This is a genomic window from Stenotrophomonas sp. YJH_SMC_6 (assembly GCF_059371335.1).
This window is the reverse complement of the sequence record NZ_JCAFUM010000005.1, coordinates 282,263-306,681: the sequence shown is the minus strand read 5'-3', so window position 1 is coordinate 306,681 and position 24,419 is coordinate 282,263. Positions and strand designations below refer to the sequence as shown.

At 66.8% G+C, this 24,419-nt stretch carries 23 protein-coding genes and 1 rRNA gene; 17 read left to right on the top strand and 7 right to left on the bottom strand.

The window, feature by feature from the left end:
- Positions 1 to 98 (top strand): 5S ribosomal RNA (gene rrf, locus AC5P9N_RS07900); the annotation flags it as partial.
- Between the two features lie 317 nt (positions 99 to 415).
- Here rrf and AC5P9N_RS07895 read toward each other — a convergent pair.
- Both AC5P9N_RS07895 and AC5P9N_RS07890 read right to left on the bottom strand, forming a co-directional pair.
- Positions 416 to 2,131 carry a M28 family metallopeptidase gene (locus tag AC5P9N_RS07895; protein WP_049417756.1) on the bottom strand — a complete coding sequence of 572 codons (1,716 nt, stop codon included), beginning with the start codon at positions 2,129 to 2,131 and terminating at the stop codon, positions 416 to 418.
- 86 nt (positions 2,132 to 2,217) lie between these two features.
- A complete protein-coding gene (locus tag AC5P9N_RS07890) occupies positions 2,218 to 2,880 on the bottom strand; it encodes a DUF4097 family beta strand repeat-containing protein (protein ID WP_005407780.1) in 663 nt (220 codons plus the stop codon).
- A gap of 94 nt (positions 2,881 to 2,974) precedes the next feature.
- Between AC5P9N_RS07890 and AC5P9N_RS07885 the strand changes: the two genes are divergently transcribed.
- Together AC5P9N_RS07885 and AC5P9N_RS07880 are read left to right on the top strand one after the other, a co-directional pair.
- Positions 2,975 to 4,276, top strand: coding sequence for a murein hydrolase activator EnvC family protein (locus tag AC5P9N_RS07885; RefSeq protein WP_164212704.1), 1,302 nt, complete (start codon positions 2,975 to 2,977; stop codon positions 4,274 to 4,276).
- A gap of 108 nt (positions 4,277 to 4,384) precedes the next feature.
- Entirely contained in the window at positions 4,385 to 5,833 is a 1,449-nt protein-coding gene (locus AC5P9N_RS07880; RefSeq protein ID WP_099485062.1) for a S41 family peptidase, read from the top strand.
- Between the two features lie 84 nt (positions 5,834 to 5,917).
- Here the strand turns inward: AC5P9N_RS07880 and AC5P9N_RS07875 are convergent, their stop codons facing one another.
- Positions 5,918 to 6,610: a rhomboid family intramembrane serine protease gene (locus AC5P9N_RS07875; protein ID WP_005407784.1), complete on the bottom strand. Its 693-nt coding sequence runs from the start codon at positions 6,608 to 6,610 to the stop codon at positions 5,918 to 5,920.
- Positions 6,611 to 6,838: 228 nt separating this feature from the next.
- Between AC5P9N_RS07875 and AC5P9N_RS07870 the strand changes: the two genes are divergently transcribed.
- From AC5P9N_RS07870 to AC5P9N_RS07855, 4 genes are all read left to right on the top strand, one after another.
- Entirely contained in the window at positions 6,839 to 8,266 is a 1,428-nt protein-coding gene (locus AC5P9N_RS07870) for an outer membrane protein transport protein (protein WP_164212705.1), read from the top strand.
- 143 nt (positions 8,267 to 8,409) lie between these two features.
- A complete protein-coding gene (locus AC5P9N_RS07865) occupies positions 8,410 to 8,856 on the top strand; it encodes a hypothetical protein (protein ID WP_033834988.1) in 447 nt (148 codons plus the stop codon).
- A 70-nt stretch (positions 8,857 to 8,926) separates the two neighbouring features.
- A complete protein-coding gene (gene pnuC, locus AC5P9N_RS07860; protein WP_049396190.1) occupies positions 8,927 to 9,526 on the top strand; it encodes a nicotinamide riboside transporter PnuC in 600 nt (199 codons plus the stop codon).
- Positions 9,513 to 10,586, top strand: a complete 1,074-nt coding sequence (locus AC5P9N_RS07855; RefSeq protein ID WP_099485061.1) for an AAA family ATPase — start codon at positions 9,513 to 9,515, stop codon at positions 10,584 to 10,586. Before pnuC ends, AC5P9N_RS07855 begins: the two co-directional genes overlap by 14 nt.
- 117 nt (positions 10,587 to 10,703) lie before the next feature.
- Here the strand turns inward: AC5P9N_RS07855 and putA are convergent, their stop codons facing one another.
- A complete protein-coding gene (gene putA, locus AC5P9N_RS07850; protein WP_099485060.1) occupies positions 10,704 to 13,922 on the bottom strand; it encodes a bifunctional proline dehydrogenase/L-glutamate gamma-semialdehyde dehydrogenase PutA in 3,219 nt (1,072 codons plus the stop codon).
- A 274-nt stretch (positions 13,923 to 14,196) separates the two neighbouring features.
- Here putA and AC5P9N_RS07845 point away from each other — a divergent pair, with 274 nt between their 5' ends.
- The 6 genes from AC5P9N_RS07845 to AC5P9N_RS07820 are packed head-to-tail and all read left to right on the top strand — an operon-like array spanning position 14,197 to position 19,029.
- On the top strand, positions 14,197 to 14,673 hold the full coding sequence (locus AC5P9N_RS07845) for a DUF2244 domain-containing protein (protein WP_005412020.1): 477 nt from the start codon (positions 14,197 to 14,199) through the stop codon (positions 14,671 to 14,673).
- An 11-nt stretch (positions 14,674 to 14,684) separates the two neighbouring features.
- Positions 14,685 to 15,641, top strand: a complete 957-nt coding sequence (coxB, locus tag AC5P9N_RS07840) for a cytochrome c oxidase subunit II (protein ID WP_099485059.1) — start codon at positions 14,685 to 14,687, stop codon at positions 15,639 to 15,641.
- A 59-nt stretch (positions 15,642 to 15,700) separates the two neighbouring features.
- Positions 15,701 to 17,308 carry a cytochrome c oxidase subunit I gene (gene ctaD / locus AC5P9N_RS07835; protein ID WP_005407790.1) on the top strand — a complete coding sequence of 536 codons (1,608 nt, stop codon included), beginning with the start codon at positions 15,701 to 15,703 and terminating at the stop codon, positions 17,306 to 17,308.
- An 8-nt stretch (positions 17,309 to 17,316) separates the two neighbouring features.
- A complete protein-coding gene (locus tag AC5P9N_RS07830) occupies positions 17,317 to 17,553 on the top strand; it encodes a hypothetical protein (protein ID WP_033835837.1) in 237 nt (78 codons plus the stop codon).
- Positions 17,550 to 18,140, top strand: coding sequence for a cytochrome c oxidase assembly protein (locus AC5P9N_RS07825; protein ID WP_005412023.1), 591 nt, complete (start codon positions 17,550 to 17,552; stop codon positions 18,138 to 18,140). Before AC5P9N_RS07830 ends, AC5P9N_RS07825 begins: the two co-directional genes overlap by 4 nt.
- 13 nt (positions 18,141 to 18,153) lie before the next feature.
- A complete protein-coding gene (locus AC5P9N_RS07820; RefSeq protein ID WP_099485058.1) occupies positions 18,154 to 19,029 on the top strand; it encodes a cytochrome c oxidase subunit 3 in 876 nt (291 codons plus the stop codon).
- Between the two features lie 20 nt (positions 19,030 to 19,049).
- On the opposite strand, the gene AC5P9N_RS07815 is transcribed toward AC5P9N_RS07820, so the two are convergent.
- Entirely contained in the window at positions 19,050 to 19,268 is a 219-nt protein-coding gene (locus AC5P9N_RS07815) for a twin transmembrane helix small protein (RefSeq protein ID WP_005412025.1), read from the bottom strand.
- Between the two features lie 57 nt (positions 19,269 to 19,325).
- On the opposite strand from AC5P9N_RS07815, the gene AC5P9N_RS07810 reads away from it, so the two are divergent.
- From AC5P9N_RS07810 to cyoE, 4 genes are all read left to right on the top strand, one after another.
- Positions 19,326 to 20,039: an SURF1 family protein gene (locus AC5P9N_RS07810; RefSeq protein WP_099485057.1), complete on the top strand. Its 714-nt coding sequence runs from the start codon at positions 19,326 to 19,328 to the stop codon at positions 20,037 to 20,039.
- A gap of 108 nt (positions 20,040 to 20,147) precedes the next feature.
- Complete coding sequence (locus tag AC5P9N_RS07805; RefSeq protein ID WP_099485056.1) at positions 20,148 to 20,720, top strand: redox-active disulfide-containing membrane protein; 573 nt, start codon at positions 20,148 to 20,150, stop codon at positions 20,718 to 20,720.
- A 10-nt stretch (positions 20,721 to 20,730) separates the two neighbouring features.
- Positions 20,731 to 21,894, top strand: coding sequence for a COX15/CtaA family protein (locus AC5P9N_RS07800; protein ID WP_005407797.1), 1,164 nt, complete (start codon positions 20,731 to 20,733; stop codon positions 21,892 to 21,894).
- Positions 21,895 to 21,898: 4 nt separating this feature from the next.
- Positions 21,899 to 22,792, top strand: a complete 894-nt coding sequence (cyoE, locus tag AC5P9N_RS07795; protein WP_005412028.1) for a heme o synthase — start codon at positions 21,899 to 21,901, stop codon at positions 22,790 to 22,792.
- A gap of 113 nt (positions 22,793 to 22,905) precedes the next feature.
- Here cyoE and AC5P9N_RS07790 read toward each other — a convergent pair whose 3' ends face one another.
- Both AC5P9N_RS07790 and AC5P9N_RS07785 read right to left on the bottom strand, forming a co-directional pair.
- Positions 22,906 to 23,877 carry a bile acid:sodium symporter family protein gene (locus AC5P9N_RS07790; protein ID WP_005407800.1) on the bottom strand — a complete coding sequence of 324 codons (972 nt, stop codon included), beginning with the start codon at positions 23,875 to 23,877 and terminating at the stop codon, positions 22,906 to 22,908.
- A 31-nt stretch (positions 23,878 to 23,908) separates the two neighbouring features.
- The gene (locus AC5P9N_RS07785) at positions 23,909 to 24,409 is read right to left on the bottom strand and encodes a protein tyrosine phosphatase family protein (RefSeq protein ID WP_099485055.1); all 501 of its coding nucleotides are present in this window, start codon (positions 24,407 to 24,409) and stop codon (positions 23,909 to 23,911) included.
- Positions 24,410 to 24,419: the final 10 nt, after the last annotated feature.

The window sequence follows — 24,419 nt, the reverse complement described above, 5'->3', positions numbered from 1 at the left end:
TGTGGAACCACCCGATCCCATCCCGAACTCGGAAGTGAAACGCAGCTGCGCCGATGGTAGTGTGGCTCAAGCCATGCGAGAGTAGGTCATCGCCAGGGTTTACACCCAAAACCCCGCTGCTCACGCAGCGGGGTTTTTCTTTGTGCGCAGTAAATGCGGGTCGTGCCGGCCGCTGGCCGGCAACCCGATGGCATTACATGGCCCGGTAGATCCACGCCATGCGTGGAGGCCCACTGCGAGGAAGCATGGCGCCAACCAAGGTTGGCCGCTACCAATCGATTGCCGGCCAGCGGCCGGCACTACCGGCAGATCCACACCAATCGTGGATCTGCCGCCGACGGTACGCAAAAGAAAAGCGGCGCCCCGTGGGGCGCCGCTCTGCTCTCAACGATGTTCAGTCGAGCATGGCCCGTCTTTACTTTGCCGGTGCCTTGTCCTTCATCATCGCGTCGCGGGCTGCCTTGAACGGGTTGCCTTCGTACCAGTTCGGCCAACGATCGGCACCGGCCAGTTCCTTGCCGACGCCGTACATCAGCTGCAGGTCCTCGACAGTCCCGTCCAGCTTCCAGGTGGACGCGTCGAACTCGTCCTTCGGACCGTGGTAGCGGTTGGCGCCGTAGTCCGCTGCGGCCTTGCGGCCGGCGTCCACGCCACCCTCGCGCAGATCCTCGCCACCATCGGCGTACAGGGCCGGCACGCCGGCCTTGGCGAAGTTGAAGTGATCCGAGCGGAAGTAGAAGCCGCTCTGCACCGAGGTCTCACCATGCAGCGTGCGGTCCTGGGCTGCAGCCAGCGGCTTGAGGATGTCCTCCAGTTCCGAGCTGCCGAAGCCGGTGACGGTCACGTCCTTGGCACGGCCGGCCACCGACATCGCGTCGATGTTGATCACACCGGCGATCTTGTCCAGCGGGAAGGTCGGGTGGGAGACGTAGTACTTCGAACCCAGCAGGCCGGACTCTTCCAGGGTCACCGCCAGGAACACCACCGAGCGCTCCGGCTTCGGATCCTGGTGGGCCATGGCTTCGGCCACCTCAAGGATGCCGGCCACGCCGGTCGCGTTGTCGACCGCACCGTTGTAGATGTTGTCGCCGGTTTCACCCTCGTGCTTGCCCAGATGGTCCCAGTGCGCCATGTACAGCACGGCCTCGTCGGCACGCTTGCTGCCCGGCAGCACGCCCACCACGTTGCGCGACTGCTTCTGCGCGATCTGGCTCTTCAGGTCGACCGCGGCGGTGGCTTTCAGCGGCACCGGCTTGAAGCCGCGCTTGCTCGCATCCTTGTAAGCCTGCGCGAGGTCCAGGCCGGCACCGGCAAACAGCGCCTTGGCGGCGTCGGCGCTCAGCCAGCCCTGCACCGGAATGCGGGCTTCCGGGTCATCCTTGGCCGGCAGGTCGTACTGCGGGCCGGCCCAGGAGTTCTTCACTACGTCCCAGCCATAGGAGGCACCGGCGGTGTCGTGCACGATCAGCGCCGCGGCGGCGCCCTTGCGCGCGGCCTCTTCGAACTTGTAGGTCCAGCGGCCGTAGTAGGTCATGCGCTTGCCGTCGAACAGCTTCGCGTCGTCAACATGGAAGCCCGGATCGTTGACGAACATCACGACCGTCTTGCCCTTCCAGTCCTGGCCGGCATAGTCGTTCCACTTCTGCTCCGGCGCATCAACGCCGTAGCCGACGAACACTAGGTCGCTGGCATCGACTTTCACCTCAGCCTGGCCGGTACGGGTGCCGACCACCATGTCGGTACCGAACTTCAGCTCGGTGGTCTTGCCACCCTGGGTGATCTTCAGCACGGTCGATGCGTCGGCCGTGGTCTCGGTCATCGGCACGTCCTGGAACCAGCTGTCACCGTTGCCCGGCTGCAGGCCGATGCGCTGCATCTGGTCGCGGATGTAGTTGACCGTCAGTTCCTCGCCCTTGCTGCCCGGCGCGCGGCCTTCGAATTCATCCGAGGCCAGGGTCTTGACCATCTCGGCGAAGTCGCCGGCGTTGATCTCGGGGGAGAACTGATGAGCCGCCGGCTTCGCGGCAGCGGTGTCGGTGGCTGACGCCGGTGCGGTGGCCGGCGTGTCTTCGCCTTTGCAGGCACTGAGCGCGGCCGCGGCGGCCAGGCACAGGAGGAGTTTGCGGGGCATCGTCGATTCCTGGAAAACAAAGGGCGGCCGCACGTCGTGCACGGCCGGTATCAGCGAGTATCACCGAACCAAGCGGTCCGGTGCGCTCAGTCCGCCGGGGCGGTTTCGGTGTCGAACGGGATCGGTTCGGCGCCGGTGACCGGACCGATGCGCGCGGTGCGATGCACGTAAAGCACCACCTCGCGTTCGAACTGCAGGGGGCCGTTGACTACGGCATTCGGGCCGACGATCACGCGCGGCTTGCGGCTGGCGGTGAGCGAGACGCTGAAGTTCGGCTTGCGCACGTGCACACCGCCGTTGACCTGGGAACCGATGCCGACGGTGATATCGCCGTTGACGGTCTCCACGTCCTTGCCGACGCGGCTTTCGACCAGGCCGATGCCACCGTTCACGGTTTCGACGCCGCCTTCGATCTGGCTGCCGCGATCGGTGAAGATGCTGCCGTTGACGGTGCTGACGCTGCCGTGTGCAATCACCTCGCGGCCCAGGCGTACGCCGCCGTTGACCGTTTCAATCTTGCCGGTACGTGCACGGTCGGCCACCTTGACCCCGCCGTTGACGGTGTCGATGCTGCCGGTCTCGACGCCTTCACCAACCCGGATACCGCCGTTGACGGTATCCAGCTTGCCGTAGCGCTGGCCAGGCTCGGCGCTGATGCTGCCGTTGACCTTGCTGATGTTGTCCTGGGCACCGGCGGGGCCGGCAACGAGCAGGACGCCCAACAACAGCGGAATGGAAAGAGTTTTCATGGGACCTCGATGGATGTGCGGCTGGCAGGCCGCGTGCGGAGATGTCACCATTCCCCGGTACCCCCTGCAACTGCCTGAAGTCACTGGAAAGCCCTTGCGCGACAACGCCTTCCCATCACGCCGACATCACATCGCCGCCATCCGCGGCGGGCGCTGCCTGCTGTTGGGGCTGGCCATCGCCTTGGCGCTGCCGTTGCCGGGCGCCGCTCAGACCACCCGCGAGACCGAGCGCAAGCTGCAGAAGCTGCGTAGCGAGTTGAAGGGCGTGGCGCAGGAGCGCAGGCAGATCGAGGGCCAGCGGGGCCAGGCCTCGCAGCAGCTGCGTGAGGCGGACGAGAAGGTGGCCCGCACCGGCCGTGCGCTTGCGCAGACTGAAACTGCGCTGCGCGAGCAGGGGAGGGCCCTGGCCGAGGCCGAACAACGCCGCAGCACGCTGCAGGCCAACCTCGCCCAGCAGCATCGCGAGCTGGCCGGCCTGCTGCGTGCGGCCTACCAGCTGCGCAACCATGCACCTCTGAAGCTGCTGCTGTCGCAGGACACGGTGGCCGATGCCAATCGTGCCCTGGCCTACCACCGCTACCTGCAACGCGAGCGGGCACAGCGCATCACCACGCTGACAGCCGACCTGAAAGAGCTGGAAGTGCTGCAGGCGCAGATCGCCGAGCGCAAGCAGAAGCTGCAGGGTGCGCAGCAGGACCAGAAGCAGCAGGCTGCGGCGCTGGAAGCCGACCGTCGCGATCGCGCCAGGACCGTCGCCTCGCTGGATGAGCGTTTCAAGGACCAGCGCGAGAAGGAACAGGCGCTGGGCCAGGACGCCAAGGCACTGGAAACGCTGCTGGCCAACCTGCGTGCCGCTGCGGCACGGGCCGAAGCCGAGCGCCGCGCCGCGGCGCGGCGGGCGGCCGCTGAAAAGGCCGCCGCCGAGCGTGCCGCACGCCAGGCTGCCGCGCAGGGCCGGCCGCCACCGCCGCCCACCAAGGTCCCGCCTGCCGTGGCCTCTGCGCCGGCGCCGAAGGTGGGTGGCCTGGGCTGGCCGTTGTCGGGCAACCTGTTGGCCCGCTACGGCGGAAAGCTGCCCGACGGCCGCACCAGCAGTGGTGTGTTGATCGGCGCGCCCGCCGGCAGCACCGTCACCGCCGTGGCCGACGGCACCGTGGTGTTCTCCGACTGGATGACCGGCTACGGCATGATCCTGATCGTCGATCACGGCAACGGCTACATGAGCCTGTACGCGCACAACGACACCCTGCTGAAGGATGCGGGTGCCCGGGTCAGCCGCGGCGATGCGGTGGCGAAGGTCGGCAATTCCGGTGGCCAGGGCGTGACCGCGCTGTACTTCGAATTGCGCCGGGGCGGGCAGCCGGTCAACCCGGACAGCTGGCTGCAGCGGCGCTGAATCCGGCGCTGTCGCGTGGCGGACGGATTCAACGGGAATTTAGCTGTGCTTCGCGCATAATCGACGCATGTGCCTTGGGCACGATGCCAACGTCGACAGGAGTGATCCATGCGCGCAGCCCGTACCGCCACCCTCTTGCTGGCCCTGTTGCCGGCGCTGTCCTGGGCGCAGCAGACCGCGCCCGCCCCGAGCAAGGAAACCAGCGGGCAGGCAGCGAACAGCGAGGAGGCGGTGACCTCGAAGGTGCCGCTGGAGGACATCCGCCGCTTCGTCGCCGTGTACAACGCGGTGCGCGCGGCCTATGTCGACCCGGTCGATGACAAGAAGCTGATGCAGTCGGCGGTGCGCGGCCTGCTGCTCGACCTCGACCCGCACAGCACGTACTTCAACAAGGAAGACGCGCAGGCCTTCGACGAGCAGGCCAACGGCGCCTACGAGGGCATCGGCGTGGAGTTGCAGCAGCAGCCCGACAACGCCAGCATGAAGGTCATCTCGCCGATCGACGACACGCCGGCGGCCAAGGCCGGCATCCTCGCCGGTGACCTGATCATCGCCATCGACGGCAAGCCGATCAGCGCCATTGATGCGAGCGAACCGTTGCGTGGCCCGGCCGGCAGCAAGGTGGTGCTGACCATCGTGCGCGCGGGCAAGCCGAAGCCGTTCGACGTCAGCCTCACCCGCCAGACCATCCGCGTGACCAGCGTGCGCAGCCGCCTGCTGGAGCCGGGCTATGGCTACATCCGCCTTAGCACCTTCCAGGCCGACACCGGGTCGGACTTCCAGAAGCACCTGCAGCAGCTGCAGAAGCAGTCCGGTGGCCAGCTCAAGGGCCTGGTGCTGGATCTGCGCAGCAACCCGGGTGGGCTGCTGACTGCCGCGGTGCAGGTGGCCGACGACCTGCTCGACAAGGGCAACATCGTCAGCACCCGCGGCCGCATCAGCATCAGTGATGCACGGTTCGATGCGACGCCGGGCGATCTGTTGAAGGGCGAACCGGTGGTGGTGCTGGTCGATGCGGGTTCGGCCAGTGCCTCGGAAGTGCTGGCCGGCGCACTGCGCGACAACAAGCGCGCCCGCGTGGTCGGCAGCCGCACCTTCGGCAAGGGTTCGGTGCAGACCGTGCTGCCGCTGGACAACGGTGATTCGGTGAAGCTGACCACCGCGCGTTATTACACGCCCAGCGGAAAGTCGATCCAGGCCACGGGCATCGTGCCGGAGGTCGAACTGAAGCCTGCGGCGCGCCCGGAAGACGAGGCACTGCCGGCCAGCCTGAGCGATTACAGCGAAGCGACCCTGCCGGGCCATCTGCGTGGCGATGACGAAGGCACCGAGGGCTACCACGCCGGTGCGGTGCTGCCGGGCGATGGCCCGATCAACGACGCGCTGGCCGAGCTGAAGAACCCGGGTTCGGTGGCTGCACGCTTGAAGGCCGAAGCGGCGAAGGCGGATGCGGCCAAGGCCGCGAAGGCCGCTGCGGCGAAGCCGGAAGCGAAGGTCGAACCTAAGCCGGAAGCAAAGCCGGAAGCAAAGCCCGCACCGGCCCCAGCGAAGCCGTGAGGTAGCGCCGGGCCATGCCCGGCGTCGGCTCAAAGGCGGAAGAAGAAACCAAATGCCGGCCAGCGGCCGGCACTACCCGGGCGGTCAGAAGCCGTGGCGCTTGCGCAGGCGGCGCGCGATGGCCGCGCGCACGTAGACCCCGTACACCAGGCCGAACACGAAGCCGCCGATGTGGGCCCACCAGGCCACCATGCCGAAGCTCGGGCCGATATGGGCGAACACCACCTGCAGCGCTGCCCACACGCCGATCAGCAGGTAGGCCGGGGCACGCACGAATTCCAGGAACAGGCCAAGCGGGATCACCACGCCCAGCCGCGCCCCCGGGAACAGGGCCAGGTAGGCACCGATCAGTGCCGAGACCGCGCCACTGGCACCGATGATGATCTGGTCCGGGCTGCCCATGGTGTAGATGGCCACCAGATTCGATACCGCGCCGCCGACCAGGAACAGCAGCAGCAGGCGCCAGGGCCCCAGCACCCGCTCGGCGGGCAGGCCGAAGATCAACAGGAACACCAGGTTGCCCAGCAGATGCGACCAGTCCGCGTGCAGGAACAGGGCGGTGAACAGGCGCAGCACGCTGCCGTCCTGCAGCGTCGCCCACCAGTCGAGCGGGTGGGTCAGGCCGGTGGACAGGGCGCCCCAGTCCAGCCAGAGGCTGCCGCGGGCATCGTCCGGGCGCGAGATCGACCACAGGAACGCCAGCCACAGTGCCGCAAACAGCACGGGCGTGGCCCAGCGCAGGGCCGCCTTCTTGCGGGACGGGAGGGAGACGAACATGGCACTAGCCTAGCGTGCGGGCGCTTGCGACGGGGATTGTCCTGTTCAGCTTTTGAGACGGGAAAAACCGCCTGCGTCGTTATTGTTTCATTAACGGCTCTGGGTAATACTCGCATACGGCGTCGTATGTCGGGAGGGGAATCCGGCGCGCTTCGACGGGCCTCTGGGCCTGCCGGGCGCAGGCGCACTCAGAGCACCATCACCGCTTACCGGAGAGAGAGAACTACGATGCAAACCGCTTCCACCATTGCCCGACTGACCCTGCTGGCCGTCGGCGTTGCCGGTGCGCTGGCCGCCGCCGATGCCAATGCTGCCGCCTTCCAGCTGAAGGAAAACAGCGCCAAGGGCCTGGGCCGCGCGTTCGCCGGCTCCACCTCGACCGAAGGTGACGCCTCGGTCATCGCCACCAACCCGGCCTCCATGCGCCTGCTCGACGGCACCCTGATCCAGGGCGACGTCAGCGCCATCAGCTTCGGCGCCAAGTTCCGTGGCCAGGGCAAGTACGCCAACGGCGCTCCGATTTCCGGTGGCAACGGCGGCGATGCCGGCATGATCGCCCCGGTTCCGGCCGCCTACTTCCACCTGCCGTTCGGCGAGAAGGAGAACATGCACTTCGGCGCATCGCTGACCGTGCCGTTCGGCTTCAAGACCGAATACGACCGTGACTGGGTCGGCCGCTACAACGGCGTCAAGACCGAGCTGCAGGCGATCGACCTAGGCGTGGCGTTCTCCTACGACGTCAACCCGTACCTGTCGTTCGGTGCCTCGGTGTTCGCCGAGCGCCTGAACGTCGACCTGACCAGCGCCGTTGACGGTGGCAGCGCGATCAATGCCAGCGCCCAGCAGCGTGCTGCTGCCGCTGCGCTGGCCGCTGGCCGCACCCCGGCCCAGGCCGCCGCTGCCGCCCAGGCCGCCGGCCGTCAGGCGGCCCAGCTCGGCTTCTCGCCGGGTACCGCCGATGGCTACCTGCGCATCAAGGGCGATGAAGTGTCCGTGGGCTACACCTTGGGCATGACCGTCACCCCGGTGGAAGGCACCAACATCGCCTTCAGCTACCGCTCGAAGGTCGAGCACAAGATCACCGACGGCAAGGCCGAATTCACCATGACGCCGGCCGCCAGGCAGTTCCTGCTGACTGCGGCCCCGGGTACCTTCATCGACAGCAACGGTCGTGCGACCATCACCCTGCCGGCCAGCGCCACCGTGGGCTTCACCCACCGCGTGAACGACCAGTGGCAGATCATGGCCGAAGTCACGCGCACCGCGTGGAGCAAGTTCGACCAGGTCACCGTCGACTATGACTCCAACCAGCCGGACAGCGTGCTGCCGTTCCACTACCGCGACACCACCTTCGCGTCGATCGGTACCGATTTCCGCGTGAACGACAAGCTGACCCTGCGTGGCGGCCTGGCGTACGACCAGACCCCGACCACCGACGCCCACCGTGAAGTGAGCGTGCCGGACACCACCCGCAAGTGGCTGTCGCTGGGCCTGACCTACGCCGCTTCGGACAAGATGGAATACAGCGTGGGTTACACCCACCTGTTCACCAAGGATCCGAACATCACCTCGACCTCGGCCACTGCCAACACCGTGACCGGCAAGTACAAGGTGAGCGGCGACGTGCTGGCGGCGTCGATGCAGTACAAGTTCTGATTCGGGCGATTGCCTGAAGCAGGACACGGAGGGCCCCGCGCAGGCGGGGCCTTTTTTTATGCATGGATGACGCTTCCGGCTCGTGACTTTATTGGCAGTGCCTGCCACCTTGCCGGGATTTACGCAGTGCAGGCGAATACAAAATGGTTGATCGTCGCTACCAGAAGCGGATGATCCGATACTGGGCTCGGGAAGAGGCCAAGGCGAACGCGACTCTGGATCGCGTGCTGGAGTCGGAATGGTTCGACTACTGGCACACGCATCTTGACTGGATGGGGCGCGGCAATCGCCATATCAGTGATCGCTTCGCCGTTGCCGCAGGGCTCCTGCGGCTGCTTGAACGGGTTGCGTCGAGCGAGCGGGAGCATGTGCAGTGTTGGGTGACGCTGGCGCCGGATACCGGTCAGAGTGCGTTGTTCCTGCATTCGCCGAATCCTCAGGGAACGCCATGGCCGCATCCGTTCGATGGCGTGATCTGGGACATCGTTCCGCCTGACTGGCTTGCGCCGTTGCTCTCTTCAACCGGCCTGCAGCCAGGACGTTGGGGAAGCGGAGAGAGACAGCGGTTGTTGGTGCGCGCGCGGCCTTGATTCCATCCACGCATGGCATGGATCTGCTGGTCCGACGACGCAGGGCGTGGATCTACGCGACAATGGTGCGATGAACCTGTCCGACCCGAACTTCCAGCTGGAGCTGGCCGCCAACATCGCCGTCGCCGGCTCGATCCTGCTGGCTGGTCGCAACAACGTGCACACCTGGTGGCTGGGCATCGTCGGCTGCGCATTGTTTGCGGCCGTGTTCGAGCGCTCGCACCTGTATGCGGACATGGTGCTGCAGTTCTTCTTCATCGCCATCAGCGTGCTGGGCTGGTGGCAGTGGCTGCGCGGCGACCATGGCGCGCCGCTGCCGATCACTTCATTGCGGCCGCGCGCCTGGGCCTGGCTGGCACCGCTGGCAGTGGTGGCCACCTTCGGCTACGGCTGGATGCTGACCCGACTGACCAACGCCTACGCGCCGTACATCGATTCGGCAGTGCTGGTGTTGAGTGTGATCGCGCAGATCCTGATGATGCGACGCAAGCTGGAATCGTGGTGGGTGTGGCTGCTGGTGAACACCGTGGCGGTGCCGCTGTACTACAGCCGTGGCCTGCACCTGACCTCGATCCTCTACATCGGTTTCTGGATAAACGCGCTGGTCGCCCTGCGCCATTGGCGCCATCTGATGCGGACCGAGGCCAAGGCAGCCGATGCCGCCGCCTGAGCGCGTTGCGCGGGGGTTGGTGGTGGGCAAGTTCTGCCCGCTGCACCTCGGCCACGAACGCCTGATCGACTTCGCCGCCACGCGTTGCCGGCAGCTGCTGGTGATCGGCTGGTCGCAGCCGGGTTTCCCAGGCTACAGCGCCGAGCGTCGCGAGCGCTGGCTGCGAGCGCGCTTCCCGCAGGCGACGGTGGCGGTGCTTGATGACGCGCGCCTGGCGGCATTGTGCACGCAGCACGGTTTGCCCGTGCGCACGCTGCCGCAGGACAGCGACAACGAGCACGTGCAGCGCGAGTTCACCGCCTGGCTGTGCCTGAGCCTGTTCGGCGGGCCGGTGCAGGCGGTGTACACCGGCGAGGACTACGGTGACGGCTTCGCGCAGGCGTTGGCCACGCACTTCGGTGCGCCGGTACGCCATGAGCGGTTCGATCGCGCACTGGACGTCGGGCAGGCGTGTGGCACCCAGCTGCGCGCCGATCCACATGCGCACCGTCATGGCCTCGCACCGCAGGTCTATGCCGGCTATGTGCAGCGCGTGGCGTTCATTGGTGGCGAGTCCAGCGGAAAGACCACGCTGGCGCGCGTGATGGCCGAGCGCCTGCAGACCGCTTGGGTGCCGGAGTATGGCCGCACGCTATGGGAGCAGCAGGGCGGAGAGCTGACGCCAGATGATCTGCTTCGCATCGCAATGGCACAGCCGCAGCACGAAGACGAGACCGCACGGCATGCGCATCGCTGGTTGTTCTGCGATACCACGCCGCTGGTGACGCTGGGCTACAGCGGCTGGATGTCTGGTACGGCGCCGGAGGCACTGCGGCAGGCTGCATTGCGACCGTATGACCTGCTGTTCCTGTGTGCGCCGGATATCCCGTTCGACCAGGACGGCACGCGGGTGGGCGAAGCCTTCCGGGCGCAGCAGCATGCGTGGTACGTGCGCGAGCTGGAGGCGCGGGGAGTCGACTACGTGCTGCTGGAGGGGGGGCTGGAAGCGCGCATCGCGCGCGTGCAGAGCGAGCTGGCGAAGCGGGCGGACAATCGGTTCAGTGTGGCCCAGCCTCTGTAGAGCGAGCCCACGCTCGGCTGTGCGAGGAAAACCGAGCGTGGGCCCGGCTCTACAGGAAGCAAGGCATAAAAAACCCCGCTTTCGCGGGGTTTTTCGTTCACTGCATCAACCGGGCGATCAGTCGCCCAGGGTCAGCAGCGAGGCGTTGCCGCCGGCGGCGGTGGTGTTCACCGTCACCGTCTTTTCGGTGGCGAAGCGCAGCAGGTAGTGCGGGCCGCCGGCCTTCGGGCCGGTGCCGGACAGGCCCTGGCCGCCGAACGGCTGCACGCCGACCACCGCACCGATCTGGTTGCGGTTGACGTAGACGTTGCCGACATGGACGCCGTTGCTGATGCGGTCGACGGTCTCGTCGATGCGCGAATGCACGCCCAGGGTCAGGCCGTAGCCGGTGGCGTTGATCTGGTCGATCACCGCGTCGAGCTGGTCGCCCTTCCAGCGGATCACGTGCAGCACCGGGCCGAACACTTCCTTCTGCAGCTGGCCCAGGTCCTTCAGTTCGTACGCGCGCGGTGCGAAGAAGGTGCCGTTGGCGGCCTCGGCCGACAGCTCGGCGGCGGCGATCAGGCGCGCTTCGCGGTCCATGCGCTCAGCGTGGTCCTGCAGGATCTTCAGCGCATCTGCATCGATCACCGGGCCGACGTCGGTGGACAGCAGGCCGGGGTTGCCGACCTTCAGTTCCTTCATCGCACCGGCCAGCATGGTCATCACCTTGTCGGCGATGTCGTCCTGCACGAACAGCACGCGCGCGGCCGAGCAGCGCTGGCCGGCGGAGGTGAAGGCCGAACCGATCGCGTCCTTGACCAGCTGTTCCGGCAGCGCCGACGAATCGGCGATGAAGGCGTTCTGGCCGCCGGTCTCGGCAATCAGCACACCGATGGCGGCGTCACGCGCCGCCATCGCGCGGTTGATCGCACGGGCGGTGTCGGTGGAGCCGGTGAAGGCCACGCCGGCCACACGCGGGTCGGCGGTCAGCGCGGCACCGACGGTAGCACCGTCGCCCGGCAGGAACTGCACCACCTCGGCCGGCACGCCGGCGTCGTGCAGCAGCTTCACCGCGTAGTAGCCGATCAGGTTGGTCTGCTCGGCCGGCTTGGCGATGACGCTGTTGCCGGCGGCCAGGGCGGCAGCGACCTGGCCCAGGAAGATCGCCAGCGGGAAGTTCCACGGGCTGATGCAGACGAACACGCCGCGGCCGTGCAGCTGCAGCTCGTTGGACTCACCGGTCGGGCTCGGCAGCTTCTCGGCGTGGCTGAACTGCTCGCGCGCCTGCTTGGCGTAGTAGCGCAGGAAGTCCACCGCTTCGCGCACTTCGGCGATGCTGTCGGGCAGGCTCTTGCCGGCTTCCTTCACGCACAGCGCCAGGAATTCCGGCATGCGTGCTTCCAGCTGGTCGGCGGCGTGCTCGAGGATGGCGGCGCGGCTGGCGGCCGGGGTGCGGTTCCAGGCCGGCTGCGCGGCTACGGCATTCGCCAGGGCCTTCTGCACGGTGGCGGCGTCTGCGGCCAGCCACTGGCCAACCACTTCACGGGTGTCGGCCGGGTTGGTCACCGGCAGCGCGGCGCCGGCCGGGTTGGCACCCGGCACCAGCGGCGCGGCCTGCCAGGGCTTCACAGCCGCGTTGATCTGCTCGGCCAGGGCGCGCAGTTCGTTGTCGTTGGCGAGGTTGGCGCCCATGGAGTTCTTCCTGTCGTGGTTCTGGCTGCGCAGCAGGTCAACCGGCAGCGGGATCTTGGGATGCGGAATCGAAGCGAACGAGGCGACCATCTCGACCGGATCGCGGATCAGGTCGGCGATCGGCACGCGCTCGTCGGTGATGCGGTTGACGAAACTGGAGTTGGCGCCGTTTTCCAGCAGGCGACGCACCAGGTACGGCAGCAGGTCTTCATGCGAACCGACCGGTGCATACACGCGGCAGGGCAGGCCCAGGCGGTCAGCCGGCACCACTTCGGCGTACAGGTCGTCGCCCATGCCGTGCAGCTTCTGGTGCTCGTACACGCCGCCGTTGGCGATGCTGCGCACGGCCGCGATGGTATGCGCGTTGTGCGTGGCGAACATCGGGTAGATCGCGTCGGCATGGGTGAACAGCCGCTTGGCGCAGGCCAGGTAGGACACGTCGGTGTTCTGCTTGCGGGTGAACACCGGGTAGCCCGGGTAGCCTTCGATCTGCGCGCGCTTGATCTCGGCGTCCCAGTACGCGCCCTTGACCAGGCGCACCTGCAGGCGGCGACCGGCGCGGCGCGCCATGTCGGCCAGGTGGTCGATCGTGTACGGGGTGCGCTTCTGGTAGGCCTGCACGACCACGCCGAAGCCATCCCAGCCGGACAGCGACGCGTCGGAGAACACCTGCTCGATGATGTCCAGCGACAGTTCCAGGCGGTCGGACTCTTCGGCGTCGACGGTGCAGCCGATGCCATAGCTCTTGGCCAGCTGCGCCAGTTCCAGCACGCCCGGCACCAGGTCCTTCAGCACGCGCTCGCGCTTGGCGTGCTCATAGCGCGGGTACAGCGCCGACAGCTTGATCGAGATGCCCGGGGCATTGTTGACGTCGCCATCCGGACGGCCGCCGCGTGCCTTGTGATCGCCGCCGATGGCGTGAATCGCACGACGGTAGTCTTCCAGGTAGCGCAGCGCGTCCTTCATGGTCAGCGCACCTTCGCCGAGCATGTCGAAGGAGTATCGGTAGCTGGCGTTGTCGCCCTTGTGCGAGCGCGCGAGCGCTTCGCTGATGGTGCGGCCCATGACGAACTGGTGGCCCATGATCTTCATCGCCTGGCGCACGGCCAGGCGCACCACCGGCTCACCGACGCGGCCGACCAGGCGCTTGAACGCGCTGGGCGCATCGGCGCGGGTGGCGTCGTTCATCTGCACCAGCTTGCCGGTCAGCATCAGGCCCCAGGTGGAGGCATTGACCAGCACCGAGTCGCTGCCGCCCAGGTGCTTTTCCCAGTCGGCATCGGCCAGCTTGTCGCGGATCAGCTTGTCGGCGGTGTCCTGGTCCGGAATACGCAGCAGTGCCTCGGCCACGCACATCAGCAGCACGCCTTCCTCGCTGCCCAGGTCGTACTGGCGCATGAAGGCTTCGATGGCGCCCTGGTCCTTGGCGCGCACGCGCACGCGGCCGACCAGGTCGGCCGCCAGTGCCTGCACCCGGGCCTGCTCGTCGGCGGGCAGGCGGGCCTGCGCCAGCAGCTCGCGCACGTGGGTGGCCTCGTCCTTCAACCAGGCGTCGGTGATGGCCTGGCGGAACGGGTTGGGGGGCGCCGGCAGTTCCGGCGACAGCAACGCGCCGGGACGCGGGGCGTCGTGGGCTGCAGGGGAGGAGGAAGGTGCGTTCATGCCGGTCCGGCCAGTGGAAAACTTGGCGATTTTAATCATTTTTGCGGGTTGCGGAAGTGCCCAGCAGCCACCTTCTTGAAGCGCTGATAGCCAATAGCTGCGGTGGATTCAGCGTGTTCAGCAAGTGCGGAGGAGTTTGTGCCGAATTCGTCATTCGTGCCGCCGACCTCATGCTGTGTTGCAGCATCGGAAAATGTGTGAATGCACCCTTGCTACCGGCGAGAGGGCGGGGCTACCATCGAGGCGTTTCCCGCGGCAGGAACGCGGTTGCGACATGATCGAGGTGCTTCCAGCTCCGGATGGGTCAGGTACGCAGCTGCGGCTGCGTCCCCCACGGGCGCTCGATGCCCGGCAGTTCATCCTGTTGTTCACCGTGTTGTCGGGTGCGATGTGGCTGGTGTCCGCCCTCGGGTGGTTGGCCGGCAATGCATTCGCCCCCCTGTTCGCGCTGCTGTACAGCCTGGTGCTGGCGGCCGCGCTGCGTGCCTTGTGGCGCAGCGGTGAACGGCAGGAGGAGATCCGGGTAGTGCCGGCGTACGTGGAGGTCATCCCCGTACCCGGTGGATCGCCGGTGTTCCGGGCCCATCCCCACTGGGTGCGCCTGCTCACCGACGATGAGAGGGTCCGGCTGGCATCCAGCGGCCGGCAGGTGGAGGTGGGGAGTTTCCTCGCGCCGGCCGAACGTCAGACGCTCGCAGAGACACTTGAAAGCTTGCTCGCCGCCAGCGATGGCGGCAACCGACGACGCTAAGGGTCTAGGCAATGAAGCAAAGCAGCAGGTGGGGCACGAAGTGCGTGAACGCGGTCGCCGCGATGCTGGCGACCGGGGGACTGATGCCGGCGTTGGCCTGGGCCCAGGCGGCCGATCCGAAGCCGTGGCAGCTGAACATGGGCAAGGGGGTGACCCAGACCTCGCGCCTGGCCTGGGAATCGAACAACCTGTCGTTGATCATCTGCACGGTGATCGGCGTCATCGTGTTCGGGGCGATGGCCTACGCCATCTTCAAGTTCCGCAAATCCAAGGGCGCGGTCGCGGCCACCTTCAGCCACAACACCAAGGCCGAGATCATCTGGACAGTGATCCCGGTGATCATCCTGATCGTGATGGCATGGCCGGCCACGGCCAACCTGATCAAGATGTACGACACCCGCGATGCCGAGATGACGGTGAAGGTCACCGGCTACCAGTGGATGTGGAAGTACGAATACCTGGGCGAGAACGTCACCTTCACCAGCCGCCTGGACCGCGAGTCCGACCGGGTGCGGCAGAGCGGCATCGTGCCGACCCGCGAAAGCCATCCGCACTACCTGCTGGATGTCGACAACCGCCTGGTGCTGCCGGTCGATACGAAGGTGCGTTTCGTCATCACTTCCGACGACGTGATCCACGCCTGGTGGGTGCCGGCGCTGGGCTGGAAGCAGGACGCCATCCCCGGTTTCATCAATGAAGCCTGGACCAGCATCGAGCAGCCCGGTGTGTACCGCGGGCAGTGCGCCGAGCTGTGCGGCAAGGACCATGGCTTCATGCCGATCGTGGTCGAGGCGGTGTCCAAGGAAGACTTCAAGCAGTGGCTGGCGCAGCGCAAGCCTGCACCGCCGGCCGAGCCCGCTTCCCCTGCGGCACCTGCAGAACCGGCTGCACCTGCGAGCGAAGCACCGGCAGCACCGGCGGCCGCCGAAGCCGGCAGCGCACCTGCCACCGCAGCCAGCGGCGCGTGATGTAAAGCCCGCGGCCGCTCGCGGCCGTGGTGACAACCGATTCTGAGAGGTGTTTTGCAATGGCGCACTCGGCAGTTGGGCACGACGATCACCATCACCACCAGAGCTTCTTCGAGCGTTGGTTCTTCTCGACCAACCACAAGGACATCGGCACGCTGTACCTGGGTTTCAGCTTCATCATGTTCATCATCGGTGCGGCGATGAGCGTGGTGATCCGCGCCGAGCTGGCGCAGCCGGGCCTGCAGTTCGTCAAGCCCGAGTTCTTCAACCAGATGACCACCGTGCATGCGCTGGTGATGATCTTCGGCGGTGTGATGCCGGCCTTCGTCGGCCTGGCCAACTGGATGATCCCGCTGCAGATCGGCGCGCCGGACATGGCGCTGCCGCGCATGAACAACTGGTCGTTCTGGCTGCTGCCGGTGGCCTTCAGCCTGCTGCTGCTGACCCTGTTCCTGCCCGGTGGTGCACCGGCCGGTGGCTGGACCCTGTACCCGCCGCTGTCGCTGCAGGGTGGCTACAACGTCGCCTTCAGCGTGTTCGCCATCCATGTGGCCGGCATCAGTTCGATCATGGGCGCGATCAACATCATCGCCACCGTGCTCAACATGCGCGCGCCGGGCATCGACCTGCTGAAGATGCCGATCTTCTGCTGGGCCTGGCTGATCACCGCGTTCCTGCTGATCGCGGTGATGCCGGTGCTGGCCGGCGCTGTGACCATGCTGCTGACCGACAAGTTCTTCGGCACCAGCTTCTTCAACGCCGCCGGTGGCGGTGACCCGGTGATGTACCAGCACATCTTCTGGTTCTTCGGGCATCCCGAGGTCTACATCATGATCCTGCCCGCGTTCGGCGTGGTCAGCGAGATCATCCCGACCTTCAGCCGCAAGCCGCTGTTCGGCTACCAGGCGATGGTGTATGCCACCGCCGCGATCGCGTTCCTGTCGTTCATCGTCTGGGCCCACCACATGTTCACCGTGGGCATGCCGCTGGGTGGCGAGATCTACTTCATGTTCGCCACCATGCTGATCTCGATCCCGACCGGCGTGAAGGTGTTCAACTGGGTCAGCACGATGTGGCGCGGTTCGCTCACGTTCGAGGCGCCGATGCTGTGGTCGGTGGCCTTCGTCATCCTGTTCACCATCGGCGGCTTCTCCGGCCTGATGCTGGCGATCGTGGCGGCGGACTTCCAGTACCACGACACCTATTTCGTGGTGGCCCACTTCCACTACGTGCTGGTGACCGGCGCGGTGTTCGCGCTGATCGCCGCGGTGTACTACTGGTGGCCGAAGTGGACCGGGCGCATGTACAGCGAGAAGTGGGCCAAGGTGCACTTCTGGTGGTCGATCGTGTTCGTGAACCTGCTGTTCTTCCCGCAGCACTTCCTCGGCCTGGCCGGCATGCCGCGCCGCATTCCCGATTACAGCGTGGCGTTTGCCGACTGGAACCTGATCAGCTCGATCGGTGCGTTCGGCATGTTCGTCACGCCGTTCATGATGGCCGCGATCCTGCTGTCCTCGCTGCGCAATGGCGAAAAGGCCGAAGCGCGCAGCTGGGAAGGCGCGCGTGGCCTGGAATGGACGCTGCCGTCGCCGGCACCGGCGCACACCTTCACCACGCCGCCGACCATCCGTCCGGGAGATCTGGCGCATGACGACATCACGCATTGAGGTGGGGCATGCATAACGAGAGCCCGCTGCCGATCGGTAGAGTCGACTGTCAGTCGACTCGCGAAGTGCAGCCGACTAACAGTCGGCTCTACCAAAGCCAAAGCCAAAGCCAAAGCCAGACCGAAGCCCAACGCCACGGCATCGAACAGCAACGCCAGCGCGCCAGGCGCACGGCGATGTGGGTCGGCGCCATCGCCGTGCTGGTCTACGTCGGCTTCATCCTCAGCGGGGTGATCGGCCGATGAGCGAGGCGCCAGCCAGCACACCGTCACGCAGTGCGGGGCTGCCGCGCCTGATCGGTGTGGCGGTGGCGGTGTTCCTGCTCACGTTCTCGCTGGTGCCGCTGTACCGCATCGCCTGCGAGAAGGTGTTCGGTGTGCGCCTGGAACGCGGCCCCGGTGGCGAAGCCAGTGCAGGCGCCGCCACCGGCAAGCGCACCGTGCGCGTGGAATTCGATGGCGGCGTCAATTCGCGCCTGCCCTGGTCGTTCCATCCCGAGCAGTTGACCATGGACGTGGTGCCCGGCGAACTCAACGAAGCGCTGTACTTCGCCCGCAACGACAGCCAGCAGGCGGTGGTCGGCAGTGCGGTGCCTTCGGTGGCGCCGGCGCGTGCGTCTGGCTTCTTCAGCAAGACCGAATGTTTCTGTTTCACCGCGCAGACGCTGCAGGCTGGCGAGAAGCGCGACATGCCGGTGCGTTTCATCGTCGATCCGGACCTGCCGCCGGAGATCAAGACGATCACCTTGTCCTACACCTTCTATCGCAACGACGCGCTGTCCGATCGGCTGGCCCCGGCCGCCACCTCGGAAGGCGCGCACGCCGCACCCTGACCCGGATACCGACATGGCCCATACACCGACCGACGCCAACGTGTACTTCGTCCCGGCCCAGAGCAAATGGCCGTTCGTGGGTTCCATCGCGATGATGGTGACCATGGTGGGCGTGGCCAGCTGGCTCAACGATGCCAGCTGGGGACGCTGGACCTTCTACATTGGCATCGCGATGCTGGTGCTGACGTTGTTCTGGTGGTTCAGCGACGTGGTGCGCGAGTCGCAGGCGGGCAACTACAACCACCAGGTCGATGGCTCGTTCCGGATGGGGATGATCTGGTTCATCTTCTCCGAAGTGATGTTCTTCGGCGCCTTCTTTGGCGCGCTGTTCTACACCCGCAACCTGGGCCTGTCGTGGCTGAGCGGCGAAGGCCGCGGGGTGATGACCAACGAGCTGCTCTGGCAGGGCTATTCGGCAGGTTGGCCGACCAACGGGCCGGCGGCGATCGGTGGCGCGTTCCAGACCATCCCGGCCTGGGGCCTGCCGCTGATCAATACGCTGATCCTGCTGACCTCCGGCGTGACCTTGACCATTGCCCACCACGCGCTGAAGGCCGGCAACCGCCGCCAGCTGCTGATCTGGCTGGGCCTGACCGTGGTGCTTGGCCTGGGCTTCCTCACCCTGCAGGCGGAGGAGTACATCCACGCCTACAAGGAACTGAACCTGACGCTCGGCTCGGGCATCTACGGTTCAATGTTCTTCATGCTGACCGGCTTCCACGGCGCGCACGTGCTGCTGGGCACGATCATGCTGATCGTGATGTGGCTGCGTTCGGCCAAGGGACACTTCACCCGCGACAACCATTTCGGTTTTGAAGCGGCCGCGTGGTACTGGCACTTCGTCGACGTGGTGTGGCTGATGCTCTTCATGTTCGTCTACGTGCTTTGACCGCGCACGCATCGGTGGCCTCAGCCGCCGATGCCGTGCGGTTTGATCCAGCCCATGTAGATGCTCACGATCACCAGCAGGATCAACGCAACCGACACCGCGATGCGGCGCGTCAGTGCGTTGACCGTGCGCTTGGTCTGGCCGCGGTCGACCAGCAGGTAATACAGGCCGGCGCCCAGATTCCAGACGATGACGATCAGAAACGCGATTACCAGCAGGGTCTTCAGCGAATCACTCATGCGCGGCTCGAGGGCAGGGTGGATGCGCCTATCTGACCGCGTTTGCGCGGACTTGTCATGATGCGCCAGCACACGCGCGTGATCGGATGGCTGCTGGCGGTGCTGGCAATGGTTGGTTTCACCGCATTGGGGCTGTGGCAGCTGCAGCGCATGCATGCCAAACAGGCAATGTTGGATGCACAAGGTCCAGCTGTGGCACAGGCGCTGCCACTGGCGCAGGCCCTGGTTGCACCTGGCGCCTTGCACGGCGTGGCCGACCACGGCCGTTTCCTGCCCGGCGTGGTGCTGCTGGACAACCAGACCCGGCACGGCCGCGCGGGCGTGAAGATCTATCGCCCGTTCCACAGTGACGAGGGCAGCGTGCTGCTGGTCGATCTGGGCTGGCGCGCGCTGCCGCCCGATCGCACCCTGCCGGAGCTGCCGGCACCGCCTTCGCCGGTGGCGGTGCGTGGCCTGCTGGCGCCGCCGCCGTCGGCGGGGCTGGCCCTGGGCCCGGCGTTCTCCGCTACCGATGAGGCCGGGCGTTGGCTGGCCAGCCGCTTGCCCGCCGAGGGCCTGGCGGCGGCGCTTGGCCTGCCGGCATTGCCCGATCGCGTCCTGCGGCTGGACCCGGCGCTGCCATTTGGCGACGAACGCGACCTGGACCTGCTGCCGAACACGCTGCCGCCGCAACGCCACCTGGGCTACGCCGTGCAGTGGTTCGGCCTGGCCCTGACCGTGCTGGTGGTCGCGCTGGTACTGGAGTGGCGCAGGCGACGTGCTGCCCGGTAGTGCAGGCCGCTGGCCGGCAACCCCCGCATTCCTGGATGCCGGCCAGCGGCCGGCACTACCGCGGCGTCACACCCGCATCCCTCACCCAACCATGAGAAAATGCCCCGCATGAACACTGCTACGTCCCCGCAGGCGCGCGGCTCCGGCCGCCGGACCCTGGTGCTGCTGTTTGCCGTGTTCTTCGGGGCGATGGCGCTGGCCGCCGTGCTGCGCTTCTCTGGCTGGCAGCCCACCGGGCACCGCAATGCCGGCCAGCTGCTGAAGCCGCCGGTGGACCTGCGCCAGCAGGCGCCGACCCTGGCCAACGGCCAGCCGTACCCGTGGAACCCCGAAGCCCGTACCTGGCGCCTGCTGGTGGCACCACCGGCCGGTGCCTGCGACGCGCAGTGCGTCACTTTGTCGCAGGGACTGGGCAAGGTGTGGCAGCTGTTCGGCCATAACGCCGATAATGTCGAAATCCTGTGGCTGGGAACGCCACCGGCGTCGATCGCCTCGCTGCCCGCGCTGCGGCCGCTGGCTCCGTCGCCAGCACTGCGCGCGGCCCTGCCCGGCGTCGACGATCCGGCTGGCCTGCCGGTCTACGTGATCGATCCGAACGGCTTCGTGATCATGCGTCATGCCCCGGGCACCGACCTCGGTGGCCTGCGCAAGGACATGGCCACGTTGCTGAAACTGAAGTGAGTCCCGTTTGATGAGCCTTTCCGCGCGTCCGGCGCTGCACCGCAATTTCCACCGCCTGGCGTGGTTCGCCATGATCATGACCGCGAGCACGATCATGTTCGGCGCGTTCGTGCGCCTGTCCGATGCCGGCCTGAGCTGCCCGGACTGGCCGACCTGCTATGGCCAGGCCACCTGGCCGCAGCACGTGGAAGAGACCATCGGCCACCCGGCGGCGGAGATCCGCCCGCTGGAGACCCACAAGGCCTGGCGTGAACAGGTGCACCGCTTCCTGGCCGGCGCACTGGGCATCGAGATCCTGACCCTGGCGCTGCTGGCCACGCGCAAGCGGCGATTCGGAAGCACGGCGGTGGTGACCGCCTGCGTGCTGGTGGCCGCGGGCATACCGCTGTACATGATGGGCTGGCATGGCACCGCCAGTACCTTGGCTCTGATCGGCGAGGCGATCCTGCTGATCGCGGCGCTGCGCTGGAGCAACATCGACCTGGCGCGCGCTGCACTGCTGACCCTGGCCGTGGTGATCTTCCAGGCCCTGCTGGGCATGTGGACGGTGACCCTGCTGCTCAAGCCCATCGTGGTGATGGGGCACCTGCTGGGCGGCATGCTGATGTTCGCGCTGCTGGTCTGGATGGCCTGGCGCGCCACGCACATGCCGATCACCCTGGCCGAAGCACCGAAGCTGAAGTGGGTGCTGCGCATCGGCGTGGCGGTGCTGGTCACCCAGATCGCATTGGGCGGCTGGGTCAGTGCCAACTACGCGGCGCTGGCCTGCGGCGGCGGCAGCGCCTCGCTGGACAACTTCCCGCGCTGTGCCAACCAGTGGTGGCCGCAGCACAACTTCGTCGAAGGCTTCACCCTGTGGCGCGGCATCGGCGTGGATTACGAAGGCGGCGTGCTGGATGGCGCCTCGCGTATCGCCATCCAGATGGCGCACCGGCTGTTCGCGGTGGTGGTGGCCGTCTACCTGCTGTGGCTGGGCGTGCGCCTGTTCCGCTTGCCGAGCATGCGTGGCTGGGCCAGCGCGCTGATCGCGCTGCTGGTGCTGCAGGTCACCCTCGGCATCCTCAACGTGAAGCTGGCGCTGCCGCTGGAAGTGGCGGTGGCCCACAACGGCGTGGCCGTTGCCCTGTTGTTCGTGCTGGTCAGCCTGCTGGCCCGCCTGCGCGCCCCGGACTGACTCCATGTTTTCCAATTACCGCCAGTACTGGGACCTGACCAAGCCCAAGGTCGTTGCCCTGATCGTCTTCACCGCCCTGGTCGGCATGGTCCTGGCCATTCCGGGCGTGCCGAGCTGGGAGCAGGTGCGCGCCGGCGTGCTCGGTTTCCTCGGCATCTGGCTGGCTGCTTCGGCTGCCGCCGCCATCAACCAGTTGCTGGATGCGCACATCGATGCGCAGATGGCGCGCACCTCGTGGCGTCCGCTGGTGGTGGGCAAGGTCAAACCATGGCAGGTGCTGGTGTTTGCCGGCGTGCTGATCGTGCTGTCGATGACCATCCTGGTGCTGTGGGTGAACCTGATCACCGCCGTGCTGACCTTCGCCTCGCTGATCGGCTACGCGGTGATCTACACCGTGTACCTCAAGCGTGCGACCTCGCAGAACATCGTCATCGGCGGCCTGGCCGGCGCGATGCCGCCGATGCTGGGCTGGGCCGCAGTGACCGGCATGCAGGGCTCGTCGGACTGGGCGTACTCGTCGCTGCTGGTGCTGATCATCTTCATCTGGACCCCGCCGCACTTTTGGGCGCTGGCGATCTTCCGCCGCGAGGACTACGCCAAGGCGGAGATCCCGATGCTGCCGGTGACCCACGGCGTGGTGCATACCCGCAAGCAGATCATGGCGTATTCGGTGGTGCTGGCGCTGGTCTGCCTGCTGCCGTACCTGGTGGGCATGAGCGGTGCGTTCTACCTGGGCGGCGCGATCGTGCTCAACGCGGTGTTCCTCTGGTATGCCTGGCGCATGCTCAACCCGCCGGACGAATTGTTCTCGATGAAGATGTTCTATTACTCCATCGTGTACCTGATGGCGCTGTTCGCCTTCCTGCTGGTGGACCACTGGATCCTGCCCTGGTTGTGAGGGGCTGGTGCATCCACGCATGGCGTGGATCTACGTCGGATCACAGGCATCAGCCAAGCATGGGCTCGGCTCCACAGTAGATCCACGCCATGCGTGGATCATTCCCCGGATGGTCAGGGCTTGCGCCGCGCATACCGCTGCGCGATCACACCGCAGACGATCAGCTGGATCTGGTGGTAGATCATCACCGGCAGCACGATCGCGCCGAGGCTGCCGCCGGCGAACAGCACCTTGGCGATCGGCACGCCGGTGGCCAGGCTCTTCTTCGAGCCGCAGAACACGATGGCGATCTCGTCCTCGCGGTTGAAGCGCAGCCGGCGGGCGATGAAGGTGATCAGCGGCATGGCGATGCCGAGCAGCACGGCAGCCACCACGGCCACGGCCAGCAACGAGAGCAGCGGTGTCTTGCTCCACAACCCTTCGGTCACCGCTTCGCCGAACGCCGAATACACCACCAGCAGGATCGTGCCCTGGTCGGTGTAGCGCAGCAGCGCGCGCTGCTTCTCAACCCAGCCGGCAATCCACGGCCGCAGCAGGTGGCCGGCCACGAACGGCACCAGCAGCTGCAGCATGATGCCGCCGATCGCGTGCAGTGGGTCATGCACGCCGCCGGAGGTGCCGGCCAGCGCGGTCAGCAGCAGTGGGGTCAGGAACACGCCGAGGATGCTCGACAGCGAGGCGCTGCACACCGCTGCCGGCACGTTGCCGCGGGCCATCGAGGTGAACGCGATGGACGACTGCACGGTGGACGGCAGGGTGCACAGGAACAGCACGCCCAGGTACAGCTCCGGAGTCAGCAGCCAGCCCGACAGTGGCTTGAACATCAGCCCCAGCAGCGGGAACAGGAGGAAGGTGCAGGCCAGGATGGTCAGGTGCAGCCGCCAGTGCAGCATGCCGCCGATGATCGACTCGCGCGGCAGGCGCGCGCCATGCAGGAAGAACAGCGCGGCGATGGCGACGGTGGTGACATCGTCGAGCACGATGGCGGCGGCGCCCTTCATCGGCAGCAGCGAGGCCAGGCCGACGGTGCACAGCAGGGCGAGGGTGAAGTTGTCCGGTCGCAGGCGCGACCACCAGCGGGTCATGGTGGGCAGAGTCCTTGGTGCGGAGGGTGGTTCAGGGCGAGGTGACCGGTGTGGCCAGGCGCTGGCGGGTGGCGGCTTCCAGCGACTTCAGGCCGGCGCGCTGGCCGAGCTGAAGCGCCTGCTCCGGGCTGGCATGCTCATAGCGGGCATTGACCAGGCCGAGCACGGCACCGGCGCGGTTGCCGGAGGCGCAGTGCAGCAGCACCGGCCCCTGGCTCTGCTGCAGGGCCTGGTGCACGGCGCGGATGTTGGCGGCATCGAGCCCCTCGGCGCCGGCCACCGGAATGCGCACATAGCGCAGGCCCAGCGATTCGGCGACGCGGGTTTCATCGAAACTACGGTCCTCGCCTGGCTGGCGCAGGTCGATCACCGTGCGTACGCCCTGCGCGGCCAGGGCCTGCAGCTGTGCGGCGCTGGGCTGGCCACCGGCATACAGGCCGGGGCGGACTTCGTTGAGGGGCGTGTCTTCGGCCAGGGCCGCCAGCGGCAGGCAGAGCGACAACAACAGCAGGCAGGTCAGGCGCAGCAGCATGGTCCTCTCC